The 22,064-nt window shown below is 67.0% G+C and carries 20 protein-coding genes; 1 reads left to right on the top strand and 19 read right to left on the bottom strand.

All coding sequences use genetic code 11. The features are described 5' to 3' along the window. Nucleotides 1-15 precede the first annotated feature (15 nt). Nucleotides 16-3,513, top strand: coding sequence for an HNH endonuclease (locus G514_RS28240; protein ID WP_051247986.1), 3,498 nt, complete (start codon nucleotides 16-18; stop codon nucleotides 3,511-3,513). A gap of 176 nt (nucleotides 3,514-3,689) precedes the next feature. Here G514_RS28240 and G514_RS28245 read toward each other — a convergent pair whose 3' ends face one another. From G514_RS28245 to G514_RS0121600, 19 genes are all read right to left on the bottom strand, one after another. Next, nucleotides 3,690-5,417 carry a type IV secretory system conjugative DNA transfer family protein gene (locus tag G514_RS28245; protein WP_036565963.1) on the bottom strand — a complete coding sequence of 576 codons (1,728 nt, stop codon included), beginning with the start codon at nucleotides 5,415-5,417 and terminating at the stop codon, nucleotides 3,690-3,692. Next, nucleotides 5,414-5,872: a hypothetical protein gene (locus G514_RS0121515; RefSeq protein WP_028653435.1), complete on the bottom strand. Its 459-nt coding sequence runs from the start codon at nucleotides 5,870-5,872 to the stop codon at nucleotides 5,414-5,416. Before G514_RS0121515 ends, G514_RS28245 begins: the two co-directional genes overlap by 4 nt. Then, the gene (locus tag G514_RS0121520) at nucleotides 5,869-6,948 is read right to left on the bottom strand and encodes an ArdC-like ssDNA-binding domain-containing protein (RefSeq protein WP_028653436.1); all 1,080 of its coding nucleotides are present in this window, start codon (nucleotides 6,946-6,948) and stop codon (nucleotides 5,869-5,871) included. Before G514_RS0121520 ends, G514_RS0121515 begins: the two co-directional genes overlap by 4 nt. 2 nt (nucleotides 6,949-6,950) lie before the next feature. Further along, complete coding sequence (locus G514_RS0121525) at nucleotides 6,951-8,441, bottom strand: VirB4 family type IV secretion system protein (RefSeq protein ID WP_028653437.1); 1,491 nt, start codon at nucleotides 8,439-8,441, stop codon at nucleotides 6,951-6,953. After that, nucleotides 8,438-8,845, bottom strand: coding sequence for a hypothetical protein (locus G514_RS29575; protein WP_157545108.1), 408 nt, complete (start codon nucleotides 8,843-8,845; stop codon nucleotides 8,438-8,440). Before G514_RS29575 ends, G514_RS0121525 begins: the two co-directional genes overlap by 4 nt. Nucleotides 8,846-9,046: 201 nt before the next feature. After that, complete coding sequence (locus tag G514_RS0121535) at nucleotides 9,047-10,498, bottom strand: SCO6880 family protein (RefSeq protein WP_028653439.1); 1,452 nt, start codon at nucleotides 10,496-10,498, stop codon at nucleotides 9,047-9,049. Nucleotides 10,499-10,504: 6 nt separating this feature from the next. Next, complete coding sequence (locus G514_RS28255) at nucleotides 10,505-11,803, bottom strand: TrbL/VirB6 family protein (protein WP_036565806.1); 1,299 nt, start codon at nucleotides 11,801-11,803, stop codon at nucleotides 10,505-10,507. A 10-nt stretch (nucleotides 11,804-11,813) separates the two neighbouring features. Next, a complete protein-coding gene (locus G514_RS0121545) occupies nucleotides 11,814-12,119 on the bottom strand; it encodes a DUF6112 family protein (RefSeq protein WP_028653440.1) in 306 nt (101 codons plus the stop codon). A 33-nt stretch (nucleotides 12,120-12,152) separates the two neighbouring features. Beyond that, entirely contained in the window at nucleotides 12,153-12,443 is a 291-nt protein-coding gene (locus tag G514_RS0121550; RefSeq protein ID WP_028653441.1) for a DUF6112 family protein, read from the bottom strand. A gap of 70 nt (nucleotides 12,444-12,513) precedes the next feature. Next, nucleotides 12,514-13,632, bottom strand: coding sequence for a C40 family peptidase (locus G514_RS29580; RefSeq protein WP_084152288.1), 1,119 nt, complete (start codon nucleotides 13,630-13,632; stop codon nucleotides 12,514-12,516). Between the two features lie 7 nt (nucleotides 13,633-13,639). Next, entirely contained in the window at nucleotides 13,640-14,305 is a 666-nt protein-coding gene (locus tag G514_RS0121560) for a PrgI family protein (RefSeq protein ID WP_028653442.1), read from the bottom strand. Between the two features lie 47 nt (nucleotides 14,306-14,352). Then, a complete protein-coding gene (locus tag G514_RS0121565) occupies nucleotides 14,353-15,312 on the bottom strand; it encodes a ParB N-terminal domain-containing protein (protein ID WP_028653443.1) in 960 nt (319 codons plus the stop codon). Next, nucleotides 15,305-16,114 carry a hypothetical protein gene (locus G514_RS28265; RefSeq protein ID WP_036565807.1) on the bottom strand — a complete coding sequence of 270 codons (810 nt, stop codon included), beginning with the start codon at nucleotides 16,112-16,114 and terminating at the stop codon, nucleotides 15,305-15,307. Before G514_RS28265 ends, G514_RS0121565 begins: the two co-directional genes overlap by 8 nt. 343 nt (nucleotides 16,115-16,457) lie before the next feature. Further along, nucleotides 16,458-17,366 (bottom strand): bifunctional DNA primase/polymerase, encoded by a 909-nt coding sequence (locus G514_RS28270; RefSeq protein ID WP_051247991.1) that lies wholly within the window; start codon nucleotides 17,364-17,366, stop codon nucleotides 16,458-16,460. Between the two features lie 221 nt (nucleotides 17,367-17,587). After that, nucleotides 17,588-20,629, bottom strand: coding sequence for an AfsR/SARP family transcriptional regulator (locus tag G514_RS0121580; protein ID WP_028653444.1), 3,042 nt, complete (start codon nucleotides 20,627-20,629; stop codon nucleotides 17,588-17,590). After that, nucleotides 20,626-21,045: a Tad domain-containing protein gene (locus G514_RS0121585; RefSeq protein ID WP_028653445.1), complete on the bottom strand. Its 420-nt coding sequence runs from the start codon at nucleotides 21,043-21,045 to the stop codon at nucleotides 20,626-20,628. Before G514_RS0121585 ends, G514_RS0121580 begins: the two co-directional genes overlap by 4 nt. Further along, nucleotides 21,042-21,464 carry a TadE/TadG family type IV pilus assembly protein gene (locus tag G514_RS0121590; RefSeq protein WP_028653446.1) on the bottom strand — a complete coding sequence of 141 codons (423 nt, stop codon included), beginning with the start codon at nucleotides 21,462-21,464 and terminating at the stop codon, nucleotides 21,042-21,044. The genes G514_RS0121585 and G514_RS0121590 overlap by 4 nt, the downstream gene beginning before the upstream one ends. Further along, nucleotides 21,461-21,895: a TadE/TadG family type IV pilus assembly protein gene (locus G514_RS0121595; protein ID WP_028653447.1), complete on the bottom strand. Its 435-nt coding sequence runs from the start codon at nucleotides 21,893-21,895 to the stop codon at nucleotides 21,461-21,463. Before G514_RS0121595 ends, G514_RS0121590 begins: the two co-directional genes overlap by 4 nt. Then, nucleotides 21,864-22,058, bottom strand: coding sequence for a hypothetical protein (locus G514_RS0121600; protein ID WP_028653448.1), 195 nt, complete (start codon nucleotides 22,056-22,058; stop codon nucleotides 21,864-21,866). Before G514_RS0121600 ends, G514_RS0121595 begins: the two co-directional genes overlap by 32 nt. Nucleotides 22,059-22,064 lie beyond the last annotated feature (6 nt).

The raw sequence follows: 22,064 nt of genomic DNA on the forward strand, positions 1-22,064 counted from the left end.
CGAGGTGTAGACCTGATGGCGATCAGCGTGGCAACGAAGAACGTGCTGTGGGGCAAGTCGCGGGACCAATGCATGTTCCACGGTTGCTTTCAAGGCTCGTCAGTAGCGAATACTGACGCTGAGACCGGCGAGGTCTTCCACACCCCGGTGCTTGAGCACGCACACATCAGGTCCAAGAAGCCGAACGGACCCCGGTACGACGCCAACTATCCGAAAGAGAAGCTCGACAGCTTCGACAACCTCATTCTTCTCTGTCCCACCCATCACGGGCCGGTAGTCGACGCCGAGCAAGGTCGCGGGTTCACGGCTGCGGACCTGGAGAAAATGCGTGACGCCCACATCAAGGACTTCGATCGTTTGGAGGCGCTGGAGGGCACCCTCAACGCGTACCTCGGCGAGCAGTTCGGCGCTGACGACAAAATCCTGTTTGAGCAGGCCCAGTTGCGCGGGCCAACAGTTGAGTCCATGTTCGTGGACGTTCCCGTCACCTGTCGTAGCGACGTCAGGGTCGCGGAGCTCCTTGCGGGCATCGCTGCCCAGCACCCAGGTGATCTCGAGGCATCGGCTCGCTCCTCCGGACAGCCCGTAACCGGTGCAGCCCAGGCTCTCTTGAGTTCTGTTTGGAAGGGGAATGCGCTGCTCGTCGGCGGGCCAGGACAAGGGAAGTCGACCCTTCTGCAATACGTCTGCCAGTACCACCGTGCACGGCTCCTCAAGAGGGACGGCTACGCAGGAGACATAGAGAAGGTTGATGTCAGCGGTGCGCTGGCGCGGTATCCAATTCGCATCGACCTTCGGAAGTACGCAGAGTGGGCGCGCAAGGACGCGGCACGTCGCAGCAGCCGGCAGGACCAAGCAGCTCGCGGGCGAGGGCGTGGCCGCCAGAGCCAGCGCGGTCGTGTCTCTGCGGGCGCCGAGGAAGTTCAGTGGCGCACCATCGAAGAGTTCCTCGCTCACGACATCACCGACCGTGCCGCCACCGGCTCGAGGTTCACGATCCGCGACCTCGGAACCATGATGTCGACTCGAGCCGTCCTTATCGCGCTCGACGGACTCGATGAAGTTGCAGACCTGAAAGAGCGCGAGCTCGTCAGCGAGTACACCGTTCAGTTGAACGATCGACTTCAGGGAGTCGCGAAAGACCTCGTCGTCCTCGTCGCAACTCGACCCGGCGGAACCACGCCGCAGCTGTGGTCGTCCTCAGACTTCCCGCGCATGGATCTGCTACCGCTTTCGCAGGGGCTACGGCTCCAGTATCTGAGGCGCTGGTGCAGCGTCGCGGGCTTCGACGCGAAGAAGACGGAGGAGATGCAGGGCGAGTTCATGAAGAGCGCCGCACTGCCGCACATCCGCGACCTCGCCGCGTATCCGATGCAGCTCGCCATCTTGCTGCACATGCTCTACAAGCAGCAGATCATGCCCGAGAAGCGCACCAAGTTGTACGACCTCTACTTCGATGCCTTCCTCACCCGCGAGCAGGCCCATGACAAGGAGCCGCTCCTCGCATCCGAGCGACCGCTCATCGAACGAGTTCATGCCTACCTCGGCTGGTACATCCAGACCGAGACTGAAGCAGGTCGCTGTCCAGGCTCCATCAGCGGCGCCACCCTCAGGCGCGAACTCCGACGCTTCCTTGCGGACCGCGACGGAGGACGGCGACTCGCAGACAAGCTCTTCGACGCGTTCACCACTCGAATGTTGTGCCTCAACCCTCGAGAACACGATGCCTACCAGTTTGAGGTGCAGACACTGCGGGAGTACTTCACCGCAGTCCACGTGTTCGAACAAGCGGATACCAGCCTGCGTGACGACGTCCTTACGTCGATGCTTCGCCGTCCCTATTGGTCCAACGTCCTTCGGTTCTACGTCGGCAGGTACACCGACGGAGAAGTCCGTGGACTGAAGACGCTCTTCCAGGACGCAACCGAGGAGCCCCCGCTTGACGGCATGCCACTCGTTCGCGCCACCGCCGCGCAACTCCTCAACGATCGCGTCTACCAGGGACTGACGGCGAGGCCCTTCGAGGAGATTGTCGACTTCATTCTCGGAGGTTCGGGTGTCGTTCTCGCTGAAGACGGCCTCCTTGACGGCGGTGGAGGCGCACTAGTCTTCTCCGAGCACGCAGGGCGGACTCAAGCAGTCAAGCACCTAAAGAAGCGGCTTGAGGAGCCACAGTCGGCCGAGATGACTCGGGTCCTCTGTAACAACCTCGCTCGGCATGCTGAGCCTGAGGACGACCTCGACAAGTGGGCCAAAAAGACCTTCGAAGATGACGGTGTCTGGTTGAACATCGCGGCGCCACTCGGCATCTTGAACTCTGGCCTACCTGGCCAAGAGGTCCGGCTTGCCAAGGCAATGGTCGCGTTCAAGTCCGACACGCATTGGGCAAGCGAGCTCCTAGCACTCGGCAAGTGCATGACTCGGAACGACGCCGTGGTTGCCGCCATCGTTGACGACTTCAACGACGGTGCCTACGAACTCATTTGCAAAGGTCCCCTCCGTGCAAGCACGCCAGGCAGCATCGCCGCCCTTGCCTTGCGCGCGTTGGGTAGAGGGAGTGGCGAAGGTAGCGAGCCGGGCACCGGCCGTACGCGCGTCCGTTCTCGAACCGGTTCACGCAGCTACTCGGGCCTCGCGGCGGCGACGGCTAACCTTTCAGCACGCCCTCCGGACGGGACCGCCAAGGAGTGGGCCCAGGTCCTGGACGCGGTGGCCGAAATTTGGGGCAGCGGCTGGGTACTCAACCGTGCCACCAGCCTCACGCCGTCCGACGTCGACCTGAGCGTGGTTGCAGCCGTAATGAAGACTCCCGAAGCCGCGGCTGCCGCTAGAAATGTCTACGCGATGCACGAAAACCGGTCCAACCCGGGATGGTGGGCAGCCCAACTAGCTGCGGATGTCTGTGCTCGCGACCGAGCCCTCGCCATTCTGGGCCTGTTTGCCAACGCGCACGTTGCGGTCTTCGTTGAGAACTCGGCCGCCCTCAATGCCGTACTCGATTCGCTACCTGCCAAGTACTTCGCAGCAGTCCACGCGTCTCTCCTTGCGGACAGCCGACGGTTGACGGGCCGCCAACTCTTCATCGGCGATGCCGTCCGCAGGGCACCCACAAAGTTTGGCCCCCGAGCGCTTTGGCTCTTCCGGTACTGCGCCGCCGATTCTGGCGACGAGCACATCGCCCGTGCCCTCAGCCAGGATCCGAACGGCACCGTTTCCGGTATCGGGGGAGTTGACCTGCGAGGACCCGTTACGTTCGTCGCTCATGCGAAGAAGTTGAAGCTGAACACCGTCCACGGCAAGCGATCCCTGCTGCCAACCGGAGGGTGGGCCAGCGACATTGAGTTGGTTTCCTTACGGAAGGCCGACATCCGTACGGTCCTCGCTGCACCAATAGAGTGGCCGGCAGACATCGTTCACCTCGCGAGCCAAAAGGCCGCAGCGGAACTGGAATCCAAGAACAAGAATCTGCATGTGGTCGCTCTGGATGCCGGATGGTTCACGAGCGAAGACTGATGGAGATTGGTCGTGCGGAAAGGACGCTTGCCCCCGGCCAGAGCACACCGTGGCGATGCGTTTTGCATACCAGCGGTGGCTTGGTCCTTGGCTGAGTCCGGGGACCGGTGCCTGGATGTGGCGGTCGTTGCTCGTCAGGGCGGTTGGGCTCACGAACTGTGGCAAATTGGTGTGGGTCATGCGGCCCGACGCCGACTCGTCCACCGGCGAAGGTCCGTCACGATGGGCGGTGCGCTCCGCAACAGGGTGAGGCCGGTGCCGAACGGCAGCGTGCGGATTCGTTCGGGAGGCATCACGTGCGCGCGCCGGACGGACCGCTGCAGGGATCGGGTGCCGTAGTCACTGATCGTCACTGTGTCGGAGCGCTCGTCGCGCTCACCGATAAGAATGGATAGTTCCTGGAGATCCTTCGAGGCGGATGCGCCGCCAAGGATGACCTTCACGATCGAGGCGTCCCAGATGGTGCTCGCGGCGTGGTCTCCCCACTTGTTCCGAGCCTGCGAGAGCGACTGGAGGACCGGCATCGTTGTGATGCCGGTTCCGCCGCCCTCCGCCATCAGAACTGGCAGCGAGGGGAGCGGGGCGAGGTTGCCGATCTCGTCGAGCGCCAACAGGAGCGGGGGATCAAGCCGTGCGCCAGTGGAGCCGGCCGCGAGGTGCCGAGCGACTTCGGTGAGGTCCTCCATGAAGGCCGCCACGAGGGGCCATGAAGCGCCAGCGCCGGCGCCGGTCGCTAGCAGGTACAGCGTGCCGTTCTCCACAAGGAAATCGCGCGGATCGAAGGCGTCGTCCGGGTCGGGACTGACGGCTTCGAGCACAGCGGGATCGGCCAGGCACGCGAGAGCTTGGCTGACCGCCATCCAGATCGAGTCCCGAGTCCGTGGATCGGAGTTGATCATCCCGTCTAGAGAGTCCGCCCAACCAGGCGCAGCTTGCGGTCGGCTGGCGAGGATGCCGACCGCGTCGGTTGCCGCCGCGGGTGACAGCGACCATTCGAAGAGCGCACGAGTCGGGAGCCGCTCGATCGCTGCCGCGTGGAGCAGCGATTGGATTGCCGACCTGGCCTTGCCTTCCCAGAAGCCGCCGGACTCGACTCCGCCGGCCGAGAGCCCAGTTGTTGACGCGAGGCCGGCCGCTCGGATCATCGCGGTCAGCGGGTGTTGACACCCTCGGATAGGCGACCAACGAACGCCGGCCCTGCCGACACCCGGTAGGCCCGCGGTCAGGCGCTGCGGGTCGAAGACTGCCACGGGTCCGCGTTCCTTGCGGGCGTTGATCGTGGCGACGATGTTGTCCGGCCTGGTGGATGTTGTGACCACGGCACCGGGCGCGTCGAGGATCGCATTGACGACCAGATGTAGTCCCTTGCCAGAGCGCGGCGGCCCGATGACGAGGATCGAATCCTCCACCGAGGCCCATATCTCTCGGCCGCAACTGTGTCCGAGCAGGTACCCGACATCCTCAGGCCTCGCGCGCCCCATCGAGGGGCGCAGGATCTCGCCCCGTCGTACGAGCGCCTTCCTCGACGCCGCCGCGTCGATGTCGCGACGCGTGGCGATGCCCTGGATCTTGTGGGGATTGTGCTGGCTTCGGTGACCGGTTCGCGCGATCAGTGTCCAAAGGGCCCAGGCCGCGCCGGCAGCAAGGGTGATCGTGGCAGTGACCGCGAGCCAGTACACCGCGGGGGAGAGCGCGGGTGTGCCGAGGGCGATGCCGGGCCGCCTTGGGTCTGCGAAGACCCGGAGCCCGCTGGCGATGCCTCCGCTCGGACCCGGCTCGCGGGCTACAAACGCGGCGAGTTCTCCCGCGATCCCGAGTGCGAGCGCCACGGCGAAGAGCGCGGCGAGCCCGATCAGTGCGAGGTTGACCAGTTGGTCGTTCGCGCTGCGGGTGCTGGGGCTCACGTCGTTGCCTCGACGGGCGCGACCGCGAGCGAGGTCAGGCCGAGGAGCACCAAGCCGTTGCGCGACGCGGCCAGCAGGGCCGGGGGGAGGTTGATGGTGGCATTCCCATCCGCGTCGGCCTGCTGACGTGCCACGACGCAGGCGAGTGCGACCTGTTCACCTGGACGGAAGCCGGCGCCGGCGAGTGCGGAAGCTGGTGCCTTCGGCGCAGAGTTGGTCGGCTCGGCGAGCTGTGGGGGAGTCTCGATGTCGGAGTACGTCGTGCCGTCGGCTTCATGGACCTCGACCCGCACGGCGGTTTCGAGCCTCGTGGTGATCTCGTCGAGGACCGCCCGCACGTCGTCGCGGGACAGGGATCGGTCGTCGGCGTATGGCTGGCCGTCAACGCTGACCCTCAGCTGGCCTCCGCCGTCGATCTCGAACCGGACCGTGGTGAGGACGACTGGGACCTTCACCGTCCGATGACCGATCCGTCGCGGCGCGTGGCCGCGACGACAGGCGTAACCCCGGCTCGATGACCCGGGGCGTCCTGGTGGAGACCTGGCGGGTTGCCGTCGCCGACCTTTTGCGTGTCGAGTTTGTCGAGGATCCCAAGCGCGGTGGTCCGCACCCGCTCGGCCGTCGACTGGACGACCTCGACTGGCGTCCTGCCGGAGACGCTCGCCGCCCACGTTGAGACGTAGGGAATGGTGTACGACGAGGTGTCGAGCCCATGCGCAGCCCCGACCATGAGCGCGATCGACTCTGCTTCGACCTCGGCGATGCCGCGGTGCAGCGTCGCGTCGGCGGCGAGGTCCGTCGACATGACTTTGTCGCGAGGAGTGTGAAGGAGGACGTGCCCGAGTTCGTGGGCGAGTGTCTTCACCTGGGCGGCGTCGTCCATGTCCATGCGGACCGACACCTCGCGGGTGAGGAAGTCGGTCAGTCCGTTGGCGCCTCCGATTGCTGCAGCGGACGAGACCAGTCGGAGCTCGAACCCGAGGGCGGTGATCTGATCAGCCAGGCCGTCCCACAGGCCGTCCGGAGCGAGACCCTGGAGCAGGTCCGGTCGGGGCAGTTCCGGCACCGGGTCTCCCGCGGTCTGGGACACGTCCCAGACTTGAGCGGGCTTGAGGCCGATGAGCTTCGTCTGCACCTTCTCACCGAACCCAGGCTTCTCGCCGCGGGCGAGCCGCCGCCAAGAAGTCGCATCCGACGGGTTCGGGGACGCGAATCGCGCGGTCACCGGCGCGAGGATCCCGTACCCCTGTTGCCCCTTGACGACGTGGCGCCCGAGGGAGAGCCACTGGTGGAAGCCCGCGACGTAGCTCGGCGTGGGCTCCGGCACCCGACCTTCGTTGTACGCCGCGTAGTGCTGCGCCTGGATGAGCATGCTGTTGTTGAAGCTCCGTGAGCGAAACTGGGCGGCGAACGTCAGCGCGCGCTTCCAGTCCTCGCCGGTGACGAGCGCAGCCACCGACTCCGAGAGCTGCTGCTGCAGCGCCTCGAGCTTCGTTTCCCGTGCTGCTCGCGCCCTGGTCTGAGTGGTCACGTTCACTGACCTCCTGTCATCCGTCCGGTCGTGTCGAAGAGCTCAAGTTCGGCTGGATGCATCTGGTGCTGCACCACGAACGATCGGTGCTTGATCCGCCACAGGCCTTGGCCGGTGCCCATCGTCGGGATGAGGGACTGCTCGGTGCCGGTGAGGCCGAGCGCGGCCGACGTTGCGCCGAGTTGGTCGGACTCCTGGCGATAGACGATCCGCGTCTCGGCATTCGCCAGCAGCGAGGAGGCGAGTGCTCGCATCGCCGAGCCCTGATCGCCGACGTTGTCGAGGTCGGTGAGCTTGTGGAAGATCAGCATGTTCGCAATGCCGTAGTGGCGCGCGAGTCGCCAGTGGGCGTCCATCCGCCGCAACAGAGCGGGGTGCGACATGAGTCGCCACGCTTCGTCGTACACGACCCAGCGCTGGCCGCCGGCGGGGTCCAGGAGTGCTGATTCCATCCACGCCGAGGCGCAGGTCATCAGTACAGAGATGAGGGTCGCGTTCTCGGTGACCCGGGATAGGTCGAGGGAGATCATCGGGAGCGTCGGGTCGAAGGACACTGTGGACGGCCCGTCGAACAGGCCAGCGAGGTCACCGGCGACTAGCCGGCGGAGAGCGTGGCCCACGAGCCGACCGTCGTCGGCGAGGCGCCCGTCCGGGTCCTCGGCTCGGTCCGGAGCGAGGAGCCGCTCGACGACCATCGGGAGAACTGGGACGTCGGCGGTACGGACGGTGCGATCGATCGCGATATCGACTGCGGTGTGCTCCAGCGGGCTCAGCCGTCGCTCGAGCACGGTCTCGGCAAGCGCGCCGACGAGGTCGCGGCGGCGGGATGCGATCTGGCCGGCCCACTGCGCATCGTCGAAACCGGAGGGGCGATGGCCCTCGTCGAGCGGGTTGAGTCGGTTCGGCATCCCGTGGCCGAGCGCGATGGCTCGACCTCCCACCGCCTCGGCGACCGCGGTGTGCTCGCCCTTCGGATCCCCGGGCACATACACCCGGCGGCCGAACGGGATGGACCGCGTGTAAAGGCTCTTGGCGAGGCAGGATTTACCCGAACCCACGATGCCGGCAAGGACCAGGTTCGGTGCGGTGATCAGACCGCGGGCGTAGAGGACCCACGGGTCGTAGACGAACGAGCTACCCGAGTAGAGATCCTGGCCCACGAAGACCCCTTCGCTGCCCAGACCGCCCTCGGCGAGAAACGGGTACGCGCCTGCGAGCGTCGCCGACGTGTCCTGATGCCGCGGGACTCGAAATCCTCCCGGTGTTCGGAGCGCGGCCGGTCCCGATTCACCAGCACGGGGGAGCGTGACGGTCTCTCGCTGCTCAGCGGAGAGCTGTTCGGCCTTGCACTTCGCCTCGGCACGCCGGGCTTCGCGGTCGGCGGACAGGAGTTCTCGGGCAGCCGCCTTGCGCAGTTTGCGATCGCGCCGGCGTTCCCTGCCTGGAGAGACAAGGACGGCCGAATGTAGCCGCTCGTCCTGCCACCCGGTCACAGCGACATCCCTGGCTGGTACGACGGGCGCCGGACAGGTTCAGACGACGCGCAGTCGTGGACGTCGTAGGCGATCGTCGCCTCGATCTCGTGCGCCCGGCTCACCCCATGGGCAACCTGATCGATCATCTCGGCGGCGCGATGGAGTTCCCAGGACTCCCGGTACGACGCTGCGCGCCCAGCGTGGGGGTCGCCGCTCATCCATGCCTGTTTGCGACGCGGCCCATCGTGGAACTGGCCGAGCTGGTGTAGAGACTGGCTCAGAGACGCGAGCGCCGAGCTGATGGAACCGAGCACGGGGTAGATCGAAGTCGGATCCTCGATCGAACGTGTCGCGTGGGCCAGGCCGCGGACTGCTTCCCGGAGTTGGTCGGAGTCGGCGACCGGGTCGTTGAAGGTCGGCATCGGTGGCTCCTCGGGCGATGGGCTCTCATCGATGAGGTGCGCGAAGTGCGCCGCCGTGTCGTCGCAGCTGCAGTCGCCGGCCGACCCGCACTGCCCCGGAGCGAGGAAGACCCCGCAGGAGTCTCGGGTCACCTGCGGGGTCTGGTCAGATATTGCCCGACGGCGACGCAGTTGGGGGTTGGTTTCGCGAGAAGTCCGCCCCTAGAGCGCACGTGACAGGGGCAACGCCGCGACCGCGAACCCCTGAGCCTGCTGGCCCCAGAGCCGCCGCGTCTCGCAGGACGCTTGGATCGCTGCCTGCTCGATGGCCGCGACAGCGCGCTCGAGCTCATCGGCGTCCCTGGCGCTGACTGCGACGAACCCAGTCGACCGGAGAACGCCGTGACCTGCGGTCAGGTCGGCCTCCTGCTGGAGGACGTCCTGATACTCAGCGGCCTGCTGGACGTCTTCGATCTGTCCGATCCTCTGCCGCTGGGCAGCATCGGAGACGTACTCGGTCTTCTTCTTGCGGATGTCCCGGGCAGCGCGGTCGGTGCGCATCGGCGTGTAGAGCAGCGTGAAGGTGCGGCGAATGCCCGACGACAAAAGCAGCGGCGCGAGGAACCCGGGGAAGACCAGCGAGCGTGGCCATTCGCTGATCCAGAGAACGCAGTGGTGCGCCGAGTCGCTGCGAAGACTGCCCCAGGACTCGGTGACGGCGACCGGGCCGGCCGTCGCCAGGTCGCGGCCGACCTCGCCGTGCCGCTCCAAGGCTCCCGCGACCGCCGGGTCGTATGCCGAGCGAAGTATGAGGGCAAGGTCGCCGGGGGTGAGCCAGTCAGAGGGAGAGAGGTCCGCGGACCGAAGGGCAGCGAGCATCGTCGCCATCTCCTGGCGGAGTACAGCGGCCGCGCCGCGGTTTCCGCCACCTGCGGCCCGGATCGCGCGGCCAGCCGCCTTGGTGTCGAGGGAGATCGAGATGGTGCTCGCATGACGCTCACCGGCTGGTCCGGCACGGTCAACGAGCTCCCCGTACGTCGTCGACGCCCACGTCTCGGTGCGGTCGCCGTGCCGCTCCCACCAGTCCGCCAAGCCCTTGCCGGAGTCGGGGAGCGTGCGCTCCATGACCTGGAGTGAGGCAAGACGACCGGATCGGCAGGCGGTCGCGAGCACGCGTCCCCAGCTGACCACCCGACGTTCCTGTTCGGCAGGGTCCAGTAGTACGAAGGCGGGGTGGGAGACGCCAACGATCGCGGTCAGGGTGCCTCCGTGGGGGTCGCGGACCATGACCGCGCCGGTCTCGGGATCAACCCATTGCCTGAGACGAGCGGCGTCGCCGGGCAGCGACAGTGTTCCCGCCGGGCGCGGTCTGACGACGCGGCGGCGGTACAGGAGTTGGCCCCCCGACGAGCGCCAGACCCACCGTGCCCCGATCGGCCCCCACTCGACGATCCGCCTTCCGCCGACGCCGACGAACCCGAGCACCACGAAGACGAGGATGATCGGGAACGTCATGATCACCACCCCCAGGTAGAGGCCGAGAATCAGGGTGACTGCGGCGAGGCCCGCCATCACAAGCTGCGGACCTGACAGCCCGAGCAGGACACCACGCCTGGTGAGGCGGGAGAACTTGATAGGCGTGAGCGATGGTTCGGTGCTGCTTGACGTGCTCACCGCAAGCTACTTTCGTCCGGCAGGCTCGGCGAGAGTCGAGTCCGCGACCGGCGGCGGCACCGTCGAAGGCTCCGCCGACTCGTGAGCTTGGGCTTGTCCGCTCGCCTGGGTCGCGACGAATCCGCCCAGACGCGGCCCCGCTGCCACAGCTTCCTTCGCGACGACTGCGCCCGCGGCGACCGCACCGCCGGCGGCTGCACCCGCGCCGCCGCTGGCCGCCGCTCCACCCGATACGCCACCACTGGTGCCGCCTCCTGCAGCGGCTCCAGATCCGCCACCGCCCGCGGCGGGCGTGACAGCAGCCGGTCCACTCGACGCCGTACCTCCGCCCGCGTCTCCGAGGATCTTGGCGGGCTCGCTGCCGGTGCGGCGAGAGAGCGGGATCGGCATCGGACGGTTGAGGGAGGCCTTGGCTTCCTGTTCGGCCGACATCGCCTGATACATGTCGAAGTTCATGAAGGCGATGGCCTTGTAGGTCAGGTACGGCGCGAAGCCGGCCATCAGCATCAGTACGACACCCGCCATCGGCTGGCTGACGGATTCCAGGTCGGCGTCGATTGGCGCCGACACCTGAGCGGTGGCGAGCAGGAAGATCACCACCAGGACGACCTTCGACAGGATCATCGCGATCACGAAGGTGGCCCACCGGCTCAGCCAGGAACGCGTGTGGTCCCAACTGGAGCCGGCCAGGGCGATCGGCGCGAACACGATCGCGATCAGTAGCAGTGCCTTGCGGATCAGCAGGCTGATCCAGACCACCATCGCACCGATGATGGCGAGGCTCGAGAGGAAGATCGTCAGGATCGCGCCGGCGCCGGGAGCGCTGAGGTTGATGGCGCCGAGGCCAGCGGCGAGTACGGCGACCCTGTCGCCCATCTCGTTCATGTTGGTTCCAGCGGCATTGACAATGCCGATGCAGAGCTGGTCTGTGATCTCGAGCGCCGTGCCGACCAGCGCGAGGGTGACGAAGGATCCGAGGATCGACTTTGCGAGCCCGAGAGCGGCTCTGGAGAGCGCGGCTGGCTCGCGGCGGATCATCCCTCCGATGACCTGCAGCATGAAGAAGCCGAGCATCACGAAGACGCCGACCCCGAACATGATGTTGTAGACCTTCGTGTACTCACCGCTGGTCACATCGACGAACGTCGTGGTGTCGATGACCTTCCAGACGGACGTGAACATCCATTCAGCCGCACCACCCATTCCCTGAGCGAGCCACTCGAACGGCGCGGTCACGACCGCGCCAGCCGCGTCTCCCGCGGTGTTGCAGACCTCGTGGATCACCGGCACATCGCAGACACCCATGACTGGTCCCTCAGACCTGCTGGCCGACGTTCCAGAAGAAGTTCACCAGCGTCACGGAGGCGCCGCAGACGATCGCGGCACCGAGTGCGACGAGGACGCCGAGCTTGCCGCGTCCCGCGAGATGCGGGTTCGAGGAGTTGGCTCCGAGTGCCCACACGATCGCCGACATGATCAGCGCGAGCACGGCCAGCACCAGCCCGACCGTCATCGACGCTCCGACGATCTTCTTGAGCTGACCGATACCGGGCAGACCGTTGGAGTTGGGATCGATCTGGATGTCGAGCGGAAGCAGCAGAGCTGCTGTGACAAGGTCCATCGGAAGGCTCCTGACGTCGAACGGGCGGACGTCCTAGAGGTGTGCGCCGATGTCCAGCAGCCAGTTCGCCCAAGCCAACGCGCCACCGGTCAGCGTGGCGCCACCTATCGCGACGAAGCAGCCGGACTTCGCCTTCTGTGCGGTGTGCCAGCTTCCGGAGTTGGACGCGATGGCCCAGGTCGTCGCCGAGACAATGAGCATGAGGACGGCGACGATCAGGCCGAACGTCAGCAGGGCGCCGACGATGACGCGGAGTTCGCCTGCTCCGCCGACTGCTCCGAAGTCCGGACCAACGTCAGCCCGAATCAAATCACTTGGGCCCATGGGAATCAGGTGCGCCGCGGCGACCGCGCAACGGCAGCCAAGTCTCGTCAGCCGGCCTTCTCCTCGGCTGTCAAGCGAGCCGACGCACAGTCATGACCTCACCGGCGAACTCGCCGATCGTTCCGTATCGGACGACGTCGCCGGTACGCGGCGCGTGGAGGATCCTGTCGCCGCCGACGTAGATCGCAACGTGGTGCGGGCCACCGGCGCCCGGGTAGCTGAAGAAGATCAGGTCGCCGGGCTGCTTGAGCGTCCAGGGGATGCCCATGCCGGCATGGATCTGGTCGCCCGAGTAGTGGGGAAGCCGGATCCGGCCGCCGGAGGCCTGGTACGCCGCGTAGAGCACGAGGCCCGAGCAGTCGAACCCTCCTCCGGTCGGTCCGGAGAAGTCGCCACCGCCCCACACGTACGGCTGGCCGAGCTGCGAGGCAGCCCCGGCGATGAGGGCCCCCGGGAAGCCGGCCGGAAGGTTCGTGGGCAGATCGCCGGTTGATCGCGCGCAATCCAGGTCGCTGCCGAGCGATGCACCGCTGACCGCGCTCAGGACCTTCTCGGCGACCGGTTGGTTGACGGCGTACCTGTCGGGATACGCGGAGACCTGGACAGCCTGGGCAGCGGCGCCGGGGTCCATCGCCTGCCATCCGTCGATGTCGAGCAGCCCGCGCGGGGATCCGTGGTTCGGCCCGTTCGGACCGCCATAGAAGGCACGGGACGACCACACCGGGTCCATCAGGTTCTCGACGGTGCCCCAACCGGCGGCCGGTCGTTGTTGGAACAGGCCAACGGAGTCGTGGTCGCTCCCGTCTCCGTCGTTGGGAATGTCTGCGGAATGGGGGTAGGCGCTCGTGTTCGACAGGACTCGCAGCGACGACTCCGTCAGGGCGGTCATGATGGCGATCAGCTGGCCACGGGCCGGAATGCGCTGGTTGTTGCCGACTGCGATGATCGCCGCCGCACGGGTGAGCTGCTGCTCGTTCAGGGTGACGGTCTCGCCGTTCGTGTTGGTTGCGTTCAGACTTGACGGGACGGGGCCGGCGACGCCGAGACTGGCCGTCGCCTCGCCGTCCCACATGCAGCTGCCTGATCCAGCGGCAGCCGGGCTGACGAGCGTCGCTACGCCGACGACTGCAGCTCCAGGAGCGAACAGGACTGCGGCTGCGGCGCCGACGGCAAAGACCTTCATGCCCATCCGCCGTTCACCTCAGCGGGTTGTCGAGCTCTGAGAGGCGTAGGACGTGGCAGCGCTCGAAGGACGGCTGGCAGGCGACGAAGACCGTGAAGGAGACCGGGTACGACGACTCGGCCAGTTCGCCGTTCCAGACACCGCTGCGATGGCGGGTGCCGGCGATCGTCACAGCTGTCGTCCCGGGCCGGAGATGTCCGTGAGCCTGATCCACCGCGGCCGCCCAGGCGTCAGGGACGTAAGCGTCGTCGACCTCGATCGTCTGCTCGACCTCCATGGCGCCTAGGTCGAGCCACTGCTCGACCGTCGGCAGGTACGCCGCGACATCGTCGAGCAGCCCGGGCACCTCCTCTCCGGATGGGTCGGCATCAGCGAGGACAACCGAGCTGTAGTCGGTCGGCAGGAACCCTGCCGTCGTGTCCCAGTCGAACAGCGAGACGGCGACAGCTCGCGCATAGGTGACCGGATCGGTCGTGTGTGGGAGAGACCGGTCCTGAACGGTGACGTCGGGCTCGGTGCTGTCCGCCCCGAGCGCGGCAGCGATGGGCCTCGCGTTCGGGGGCGCTGTGGTCGTGCCCCCAGGTCCGCGGACGAGACCGTAGATGCCGACGGCGGCAGTGACGACGGCCAGTGCGCATCCGAGGAGAAGCATGATCTGGCGGCCAGTCAGGTTGGGCATTGGAACTCCGAAGCGACGGGTTCTGGGACGTCAGTTAGGTGCGTCGGCTACGCCGGTGTCGCAGCGTGACGCCGGGCGGCGACGAGCTGGTCGCGGAACGCGATCGTCGCCGTCACAACGCGGTCGAACCGTTCCCAGTCACTGCGACTGAGCTGGGCCGCGAGTGCGTCGACGTCGTACAGCTCCGTCCAGCCATCGAGCTCAGTCCAGGTCAGGTTGAACGAGCGGACACTGCGGAAGTGGCTGCTCGGTCCGTGGCTGCGCGTGAGTCCCTTGGGGCCCTTCTCGCGCACCTCGCGCTCGGCGCGCGCACGAGCCTCACGCGCCAGCCGAGCCAGATCGGTCTCTTCCCCAGGCTCCGGCTGTTGCGCCTCGTCGAACGATTCCTTGACCTTGAGGTAGAGCGGCTTGACCGGCTCGCCCTGCTCGATTCTCTGCAGCGCGTCGTTCGCCAGCGCGCGGATCTCTGGTGGCGTGGCCTTTCGGGAGGCCCAGTCCATGAGCGCACAGACCCGCTCGTGGGTGTTGTACGACGCCTTTCCAGTGATGGCCATGGCAGCTTGAAGCCGGGCGTCACCGGTCTCGCCCGGCTCCGCACCGGGTGCGGACCCCGAGGTCCCGAACTGGGTCGCCTGCATGCGTCGCTCGGCATCGTCCGCTCGAAGAGCCTTGAGCTCGCGGTAGAGCGCGGCCTTCTCGAGCTCGTTCAGCGACTTGTGCAGCTGGTTCTCGTCCTGCTCAGCGAGCAACAGCGAGAGCTTGTCGGAGATCCCGGATCGGACCCAGACCTTCATTGTGCGCCAGCCGAGCCGACGCACGGCCTCCAGGCGCCGCCACCCGCACACAAGGACACCCTCGGGGGTGATGGTGATCGGCTGGAGCAGTCCCAGCCGCTCGATCGACTCCATGAGCGGCTTGAGGTCGCCGTGGTCCTTGCGGTGCCGGACTCCGACGGTGATCGAGTCGAGCGCTCTGTCGAGTTCGATGTGGCCGCGTGCGTCAGGCATGAATCCGAGCCTTCGGTCGGGGAGCCGCCTCGCTGATCTCGAAGACGAGCAGGTCATCGTCGAGGAGTTCGGCGACTGGATGCCCGATCAGTAGTCGCAGAAGGACCCCGTGCCCGTCCGACGTACAGGCTTCGTCGGGGTTCGGATTGCCAAGCACGATTCGCAGCACGGTCGACCATGCCTCCTGGTCGATGTCGAGGAGCGCTCGTGCGGTGTGGTCGCGTCGGAGTGCCGCGTGGGCCTTGCGACGGGATCCGGACTCGACCAGGCGGGCTGAGATGTAGTCGAGTGCGCAGGTCGCCGTGTCCCGGGGCCACCCGAGTGCGGTGAAGAGGTCGATCGTTGCGTCGACCGCTTCGTACGCGCCGGTGGGTGGAGTCTCGTCGGGGTTGAACGGCTCGACGGTGAGCGCAGGGAGGAAGCTGGGCAGGTCAGCCTCGGTGTCACAGAACCGGCGGACGTCGTGATGCCGGGAGATCTCCGGTCGCCGGGCCTGGTCGACAGAGCATAGGAGCCCGTCGGCGCGCTCCTCTGCGATCAGCGTGACCTTCACCGCCATGGTGACCACGGCCCAAGGGTCGTCGGCTGTGCGGACGGCATAGGTCCGCATCGCTTCGAACGCTGCCGCGGCTCCCGCGGTGGGGTCACAACGATGTTTGATCGCCAGCGCCTCGTACTTCCGTGCGGCATAGAGCATCAGCTCGCGGGCCTCGGGGTCGTGCTCCCACGCGCGCGGTCCAGACACCCGGAGGCGCACGAGCAGTCGGCGCAGTCCTGCCGTTGTCTGAACTGAGCGGCTCACAGCGACAACCCCTCTAGCCCGTTGGCCGGTGGGGTCGGCGCGGACGGCTGAGGACCACGCCGCTGGAGTGCCCGCGTGGTCGTGGCCGTGGTACGGAGTGCGCGCCGGGTCAGCTCGGCGTGGAGGTTGACGCCCCGCCCGACCATTGGTGCGACGTACGTCGCGAACTCGGTCGGACGCACCCACGCAATGCCCTTCGCAGGCGTTGTCGGCGACTTCTCCACCGCGGAGAGTGACGGATCTCGGTGGCGGGCGAGTGCGCTGGCCGACGACTCGGTGCCCGGGGCTAGCGGCGGCGACTCGGTCGATTGGTAGCTGTGGCGGCGGTACTCGACGTGCGCGTTCATAGCTGGATCGCCTCACTTCGCTGGGTAGGGCCCAGGCCGCTCCCGGGGCCGAGGCGGGACGCGATCCGGAACGCGGAGTCGATCGTTGACTCGATCTCCCGATCGGAGAGTCCTGCGTACCGGGCGGCCGGCATCAGATAGCCGGCGGTGTTCGCACGGCTCTGACCGTCCTCGGCCATCCGGCAAGACGCCCAGAAGAGGGCGCGGTTGCGACCGCCTTCGGGAGTCAGCGCGACCACCCTGGCCAGCGCCTCAGGGCGGCAACCTTTCGGAGGAAGCCTTGAGGGTGGTGCTACCGGCCGCTGCCGAGGCGGCTCAAGGAACTGGCGAAGCCTGATCGCGTCTAGCGGCCTCGCGGGCTGGGCCGTGACCGCGATGACGTCGTACGCCCTGATCGCGCCGTCGACCGCAATCCGCGACGGGGGAGCGATGACGTAACCGCCGTCACCCCGGAAGTCGACGTGGGCGGACGGAACCTGCCACGACCGCAGCTCCTGGTCGGGCACGCTCGGGTAGTAGGCGTGAACACCGCCCGATGGCGTGCGGACCAGCCAGGCCCAGTGCACGGCGAGCCCTTCGGATCGGGCACGCTCGAACGCCGCGAATCCACTGCCCCCCGCGTGAACGTCGATGTCGACGACGAGGATGCCGGTGCGGGCGCCGGTGGGAAGACCGATGTTCGCGTCGGGTGTCCGCTGCCACCACTGCTGGACGACGCGGGCCGACGACGTCGCGTCATGGAATCCGTTTGGCGTGAGCGGCTGCTTGCCGCCCGGGACGCACGGGAAGACCGGGATCCCAAGGTTGGCATAGCGGACCGCTGCGCCGGCCAGGGTGGGCTCGGAAGCGACACGCTGCATCGTGGACGCAGTCCAGTGAGGGATCGGGCTTGCCGGGTCGAACATGTCTCCGAGATTGACCCGCCGGCGTTACCGGATTCCGGTAACAACGAGGGCGCCGGGGAGGGGGAACACTGCGTTTGCGCAGGTCAGAGGCGTTCCCTAAGAGGTTCATGCGCGCTCTTGCCGATAGTCTCGCCGGCCCGCGCCGGGCTCATGGACCTTCGGTCAAGGAACGACTAGGAGACGCGCGTAGGGCGTCGCATCGAGCGGGCCGCCTGAAGCGTTCAACCAGTACGGCGCGGACGCGGCCCTCGAGTCGCCCAGCCTTTGGAATCCACAATCTGAGCGGTGCGCTTCGGTAGACCGATCGGGGGGAGTTCATCGTCGCGACGATTGAAGATCCTCTCGTCGAGTACTTGATCAGCGTTCGTGTGGTCACCCGCAGACTTCTCCGCCTGGACCATGTCTAGCTGGGCGACTTCGTCGTACGGTGCCGCCGTGTAGGCAACTCGAGCAGCCCAGAGCGCGAGGTCGTGGTCCCCTGCAGCCAGCGCGTGGGTGGTGACGACGTGTCCGACATCGACGATGGCGCTGGTCATGATGTGGTCCCACCGGTCGCCGTCAAGAAGCCAGCTCCAGTGATCGTTGCGGAGATCGGTGAATGGCTCGCCGCTGACCAGCCGCAGTGCCGCGATCAGATCGTCGATGCCCCTTGCACCACGACTCTGTCCTCGCGCCCTGAGACGTCGGAACAGGTCCAGGTCGCACAGCACGCCGTCCAGCTTGTAGAGAGCTGGCGACTCCGGGTCTGGTCCAGGCTGCGCCTTCGGTAGATAGGGAGTGCCAGTGCGGGCATCGTTTCCCAGCCATCGGCGCAGTTGGCTCATGTCGACCCGAACGCGCTCGGGACGGATCCCGAACGCGTCAGCGACTTCATGCCCGGAGGCTCCGCGCGGATGGAGTACGAGGTAGGCCAACAACTCGACATAGAACGGCCGCCGGTGTGCTGTTGCCTTCGTGTCGCCCGTCGTGCGGGCACCGACCGGCCCGAGGAGGGTCAGCTTTGCCGCGGATAGTGTCGGCGACTCCCAGCGCGCCAGATCCTCGTCCAGCGCCGGGTCTGCGGCCTCAACTGTCGTGCAGGCCTCCGGCGCCGCCCGCGGCGCGAGCAGCTCGACGTCTTCGACCGTTGTCGCGGCGGCGTCGGCGTACACAACCGCGTCGAGCGGCAGGAGGGACTCGTCTCCAGTCGCGCCAACCTCAGGTCTCGGTTCGGTGAGTCGCTTCGGGAGCGCACCCGCCAGGTTGAAGACCGCGGTGTCGCCGTCCGGCGGCACGACAGGCACGACCTGCTCATCGAGAGTGAGGTCGAGAAGCAGAGCGCAGGCGTGGGCCTCATCTGCGCTCAGTTGTGCCGCCCGGACATCGATCCCCAGACTCGGGGCACGGAGGCGCCCCTCGCCGCTCAGCTCCAGTTGAGTGCCCGAGGGGCGAGGCTCGCCCTCGAGATCCACGAGCACTGCCGTCGAACGACCGGGGATGGCCTCGATCACCTCTGCGAGCGCATCGCAGTCCGAAGTCGCATGGCCCGCGGAGGCGATGATGACCGCGTGGAAGTCGTCGGGATCAATCGTCGCGGTGATGGGCGACAGGTTGTGCGTGAGCTCAGCGATGAAGCCCGTGTCTCGTGGAGGGTGCGTGCGTACGCGGCCGAGGTTGAACGATGCGAGGTCGGATCCGAGGCCGAGGACATCGACCGTCGTCACGATCGACCACGGGTTGACGGCCAGTTCAGCCGCTACGTGGCGTGCGAAGGAGGCGTTCCGGTCACTGTCTCCGGTCAGGGTGACCGTGCGGAGTTCCTCGAGGTTGAGGAACAAGAAGGAGCCATCGTCACCTTGGCCGACGCTCACCAGAAGCGGATACGGTGGGAATGAGTCGTCCGGGCGGTTGGGCACGACGGACAGATTGAGCCGCCATTCGGTGCCCGAGCCGGACCATGGCGATGGCAGCTCCGCGGACTCCCGAAGAGCCAGACGGACCTCGTCCGTGGAGAGCGCCACCGTGAGCAGGCGAACTGAAGGCAGAGATCGCAGCGCGGCGTCGAGGGCGTCGATACGGGGCGCAATGACCGATGCCGTGGCATGCGCAGTCTTTTCGGCAGGAATGAGTTCGGCTGGCGGCGGAGGGATGACCGTGCCGGGACGGCGATGACGGAGTTGGGTGCGTCGCTGCGCGCGTAGCGCGATCCAGAGCGCGCCGCCGAGCATGGCTCCCGCACCCGCGAGGCCGGGGACCAGCCACGAAGGGGCCGCGCTGTCATCGGCAGCCTGATCCAACACGTCAGACTCCGCGGCTGGTTCCTCGGAGGGCTCGGAGGGCTCGGAGGGCTCGAAGGGCTCAGCCTCTGCCGGAGGCGACATTGGCTCAGAGACATTGTCTGGTGGTTTCGTGGGCTTGGGGCCCGGTGACTCCTCGTGCGAGTCCTGGCCGGGGATGGTGAGCGTCCACCCAGGAAGAATCAGATCGGGATCGGTGAGGTGGGCGCCGTTGGGCTGCACCGTGTCCTTGGATGCTCTGAAGATCTTCGGATAGCCCTCGGCGTCACCAAGCTCGTCCTCCGCAATCTCCGAGAGGGTGTCGCCGGGTTGCACGACGTAGGAGTCCGGCGCATTGGCTTCCACAATTGGCACTCTCAGAACCGTGCCAGGGACGAGGAAGTCAGGACGTCCGTCGAGGACGGCCCGGTTGAGCGCGACGAGTTCGGTGTAGCGGGCGCCGTCTCCGAGGCGATCCTCAGCGATCCGCCAAAGGCTGTCGCCGCGCTTGACGGTGTATCGCTCGGTTTCCAAGTCCGTCTCGTGCTGGGTCCGCGGCGCCGGAGCCGGGGAAGCAACCCTTCCGACCGCTACTTCAGGGTCAGGCTGGAAGGTGGTCGCGACCGTGGCGGCGGCCTCCGACTGTGGCAGGAACGCGGTCGCCGACGGCACGGCGACGAACAGCAGGGCGGCTGCGGCGATGAGGCGATCTGCCGCGAGTTGAGGCATGGCCAGTCCTGGCAGCCGCGGCGTGCGGATGCCTCGAACGTGGGAGACGGCCGAGGCGACGACCTGGCAGGTGAACACCGCCCAGGCGATCCAGCAGACCGCGGCGAGGACTTCGACCACAAGGGTCCCGTCGTCCGGTGCGGTGAGTCGTGCCCACGAGAAGGCCGCAGGATCCGGTACTGCATCGATCGTCAGGAGGGCGGCGGGGACTCCGAGCACGAAAGCAACAAGGGTCAGGGTGGCCGCCAGACCGCGCAGGCGGGGGCCGAGGGTGCTCATCGCTGGCTACCTCCGAGGGTGCGGATCAGTCGAGCCGTCGCTGTGCCCGAAACGTCAAGGCGTTGGATGCCGATCAAGCCCAGGAACTGTGGGTCGTACGAGTCGTGGACGGTGACCGTGATGGTGTCGCCATTGGTGATCTCGACCGTTCCGCTGACGCCCGCGGCGTCGAGGTAGCGCTCAGCCGCGGCACGAGCTGCGGCGGGATTGATGGTGAGCTCGCGCCCCTGAATGGCCGCGCTGCCCTCGACCTCTTCACCGCCGGCGCGAGCCGCCTGGGCGGCAAGGTCGTGAGCTCGTTCGTGGGCGTGCACCTGGCCGCCGAGGTCGACGGCTAGCCCGACCATGAACATCATCACGAAGCTGGAGAGGGACAGCCACACCGTGATGGAGCCTCGCTCGTCGTGCTGGGTCATCGCTCCCGCCAGGTGTCGATCGGGCTGGACATGGTCGCGCGCACGACGCGCGAGCCGGGAACGCCGGGAACGGCCAAATCGGAAAGGCTGAGCCGGCAAGAAACCGTGACTTCGACCAACCCGGGAACGCCCGGTTGCTTGTTGAAGTCGCTGGTGCCAACTGTCACGTCGACGTTGGAGCAGCCGATCTTCTGGTTGGCGATGCTGGCGACGGCAGCTTTTCGAGCGTCGGCCCGTGCCGTCTCGGCATCCCGAGAGAGTGAGGCGGACCTGGCGCCATCGGCGGCAGCCGATTGGAGCGCCTCGTGGGTGCTCGCCGTTCGTCCGCCGAAGATGATCAGGCCCACGAACAGAGCGAATGCAGGCACGCCGATCGCCGCTTCGATCGCCGCCGAGCCACGCTCGTCTTGTCGCGTCATGGCGTTCCCGAGGTGTTGGGAGCGGTGAGTCGCTCGACGGGCACCGACGCACTCTGCGTGATCCGGACCTTCCACCCGGGAATCACGCTCAGGCTGAACCCGGTGACCGTCACCGTGGCTGTCGTCGCGGTGCGGTTGGCGGAGGTAGATGCTCCGGTGAGTACGTCGTTGCCGCCGGCCTCGGCGAGGAAGTCGTTGGCCGCTCCGACGCCGTCCGTCTCCCGGCCATGCTCGGCGCCGGCCGCCCGGGCACCCTCCTGCGCGGCGGCGATCGCCACTGTTCGCGCGTGGTAGAACAGCGCGGCCTGCATCCCGATGAACATGACCGCGAAGAGCGCGGGCAGGAGGATGACGAGCTCGATCGAGACCGAGCCCCGTTCGTCGCGCCGCCAGCAGCGGCTACTTGATGTTGCCGGCCTGGCTTTTGACATAAGTCGTCACGGCCGCGACCACGATCCCGACAATGGCGATCACGGCGACAGCCCAGAGCACGTGCTCTGTGGTCACCGAGCCACGCTCATATCGCCGGGCGGCTCGCAGGTCGTCATATGCCGTGAGCACGGCCAGGCGAAGCAGGACCAGAACTTTCAACATGGGTTC

This window comes from Nocardioides halotolerans DSM 19273 (genome assembly GCF_000422805.1).
In the GTDB taxonomy this organism is placed as follows: domain Bacteria; phylum Actinomycetota; class Actinomycetes; order Propionibacteriales; family Nocardioidaceae; genus Nocardioides; species Nocardioides halotolerans.

Excerpts from the sequence above, each read along its gene's own strand:
- G514_RS28240 (WP_051247986.1), top strand. The coding sequence starts at position 16 with ATGGCGATCAGCGTGGCAACGAAGAACGTGCTGTGGGGCAAGTCGCGG.
- G514_RS29575 (WP_157545108.1), bottom strand. The coding sequence starts at position 8,845 with ATGCCGACCTTCAACGACCCGGTCGCCGACTCCGACCAACTCCGGGAA.
- G514_RS0121545 (WP_028653440.1), bottom strand. The coding sequence starts at position 12,119 with ATGGACCTTGTCACAGCAGCTCTGCTGCTTCCGCTCGACATCCAGATC.
- G514_RS0121595 (WP_028653447.1), bottom strand. The coding sequence starts at position 21,895 with ATGTCAAAAGCCAGGCCGGCAACATCAAGTAGCCGCTGCTGGCGGCGC.
- G514_RS28255 (WP_036565806.1), bottom strand. The coding sequence starts at position 11,803 with ATGGGTGTCTGCGATGTGCCGGTGATCCACGAGGTCTGCAACACCGCG.
- G514_RS0121560 (WP_028653442.1), bottom strand. The coding sequence starts at position 14,305 with ATGCCCAACCTGACTGGCCGCCAGATCATGCTTCTCCTCGGATGCGCA.
- G514_RS0121590 (WP_028653446.1), bottom strand. The coding sequence starts at position 21,464 with ATGACGCGACAAGACGAGCGTGGCTCGGCGGCGATCGAAGCGGCGATC.
- G514_RS0121580 (WP_028653444.1), bottom strand. The coding sequence starts at position 20,629 with ATGAGCACCCTCGGCCCCCGCCTGCGCGGTCTGGCGGCCACCCTGACC.
- G514_RS0121585 (WP_028653445.1), bottom strand. The coding sequence starts at position 21,045 with ATGACCCAGCACGACGAGCGAGGCTCCATCACGGTGTGGCTGTCCCTC.
- G514_RS0121565 (WP_028653443.1), bottom strand. The coding sequence starts at position 15,312 with ATGCCTGACGCACGCGGCCACATCGAACTCGACAGAGCGCTCGACTCG.
- G514_RS29580 (WP_084152288.1), bottom strand. The coding sequence starts at position 13,632 with ATGGGCATGAAGGTCTTTGCCGTCGGCGCCGCAGCCGCAGTCCTGTTC.
- G514_RS28270 (WP_051247991.1), bottom strand. The coding sequence starts at position 17,366 with ATGTTCGACCCGGCAAGCCCGATCCCTCACTGGACTGCGTCCACGATG.
- G514_RS0121550 (WP_028653441.1), bottom strand. The coding sequence starts at position 12,443 with ATGGGCCCAAGTGATTTGATTCGGGCTGACGTTGGTCCGGACTTCGGA.
- G514_RS0121600 (WP_028653448.1), bottom strand. The coding sequence starts at position 22,058 with ATGTTGAAAGTTCTGGTCCTGCTTCGCCTGGCCGTGCTCACGGCATAT.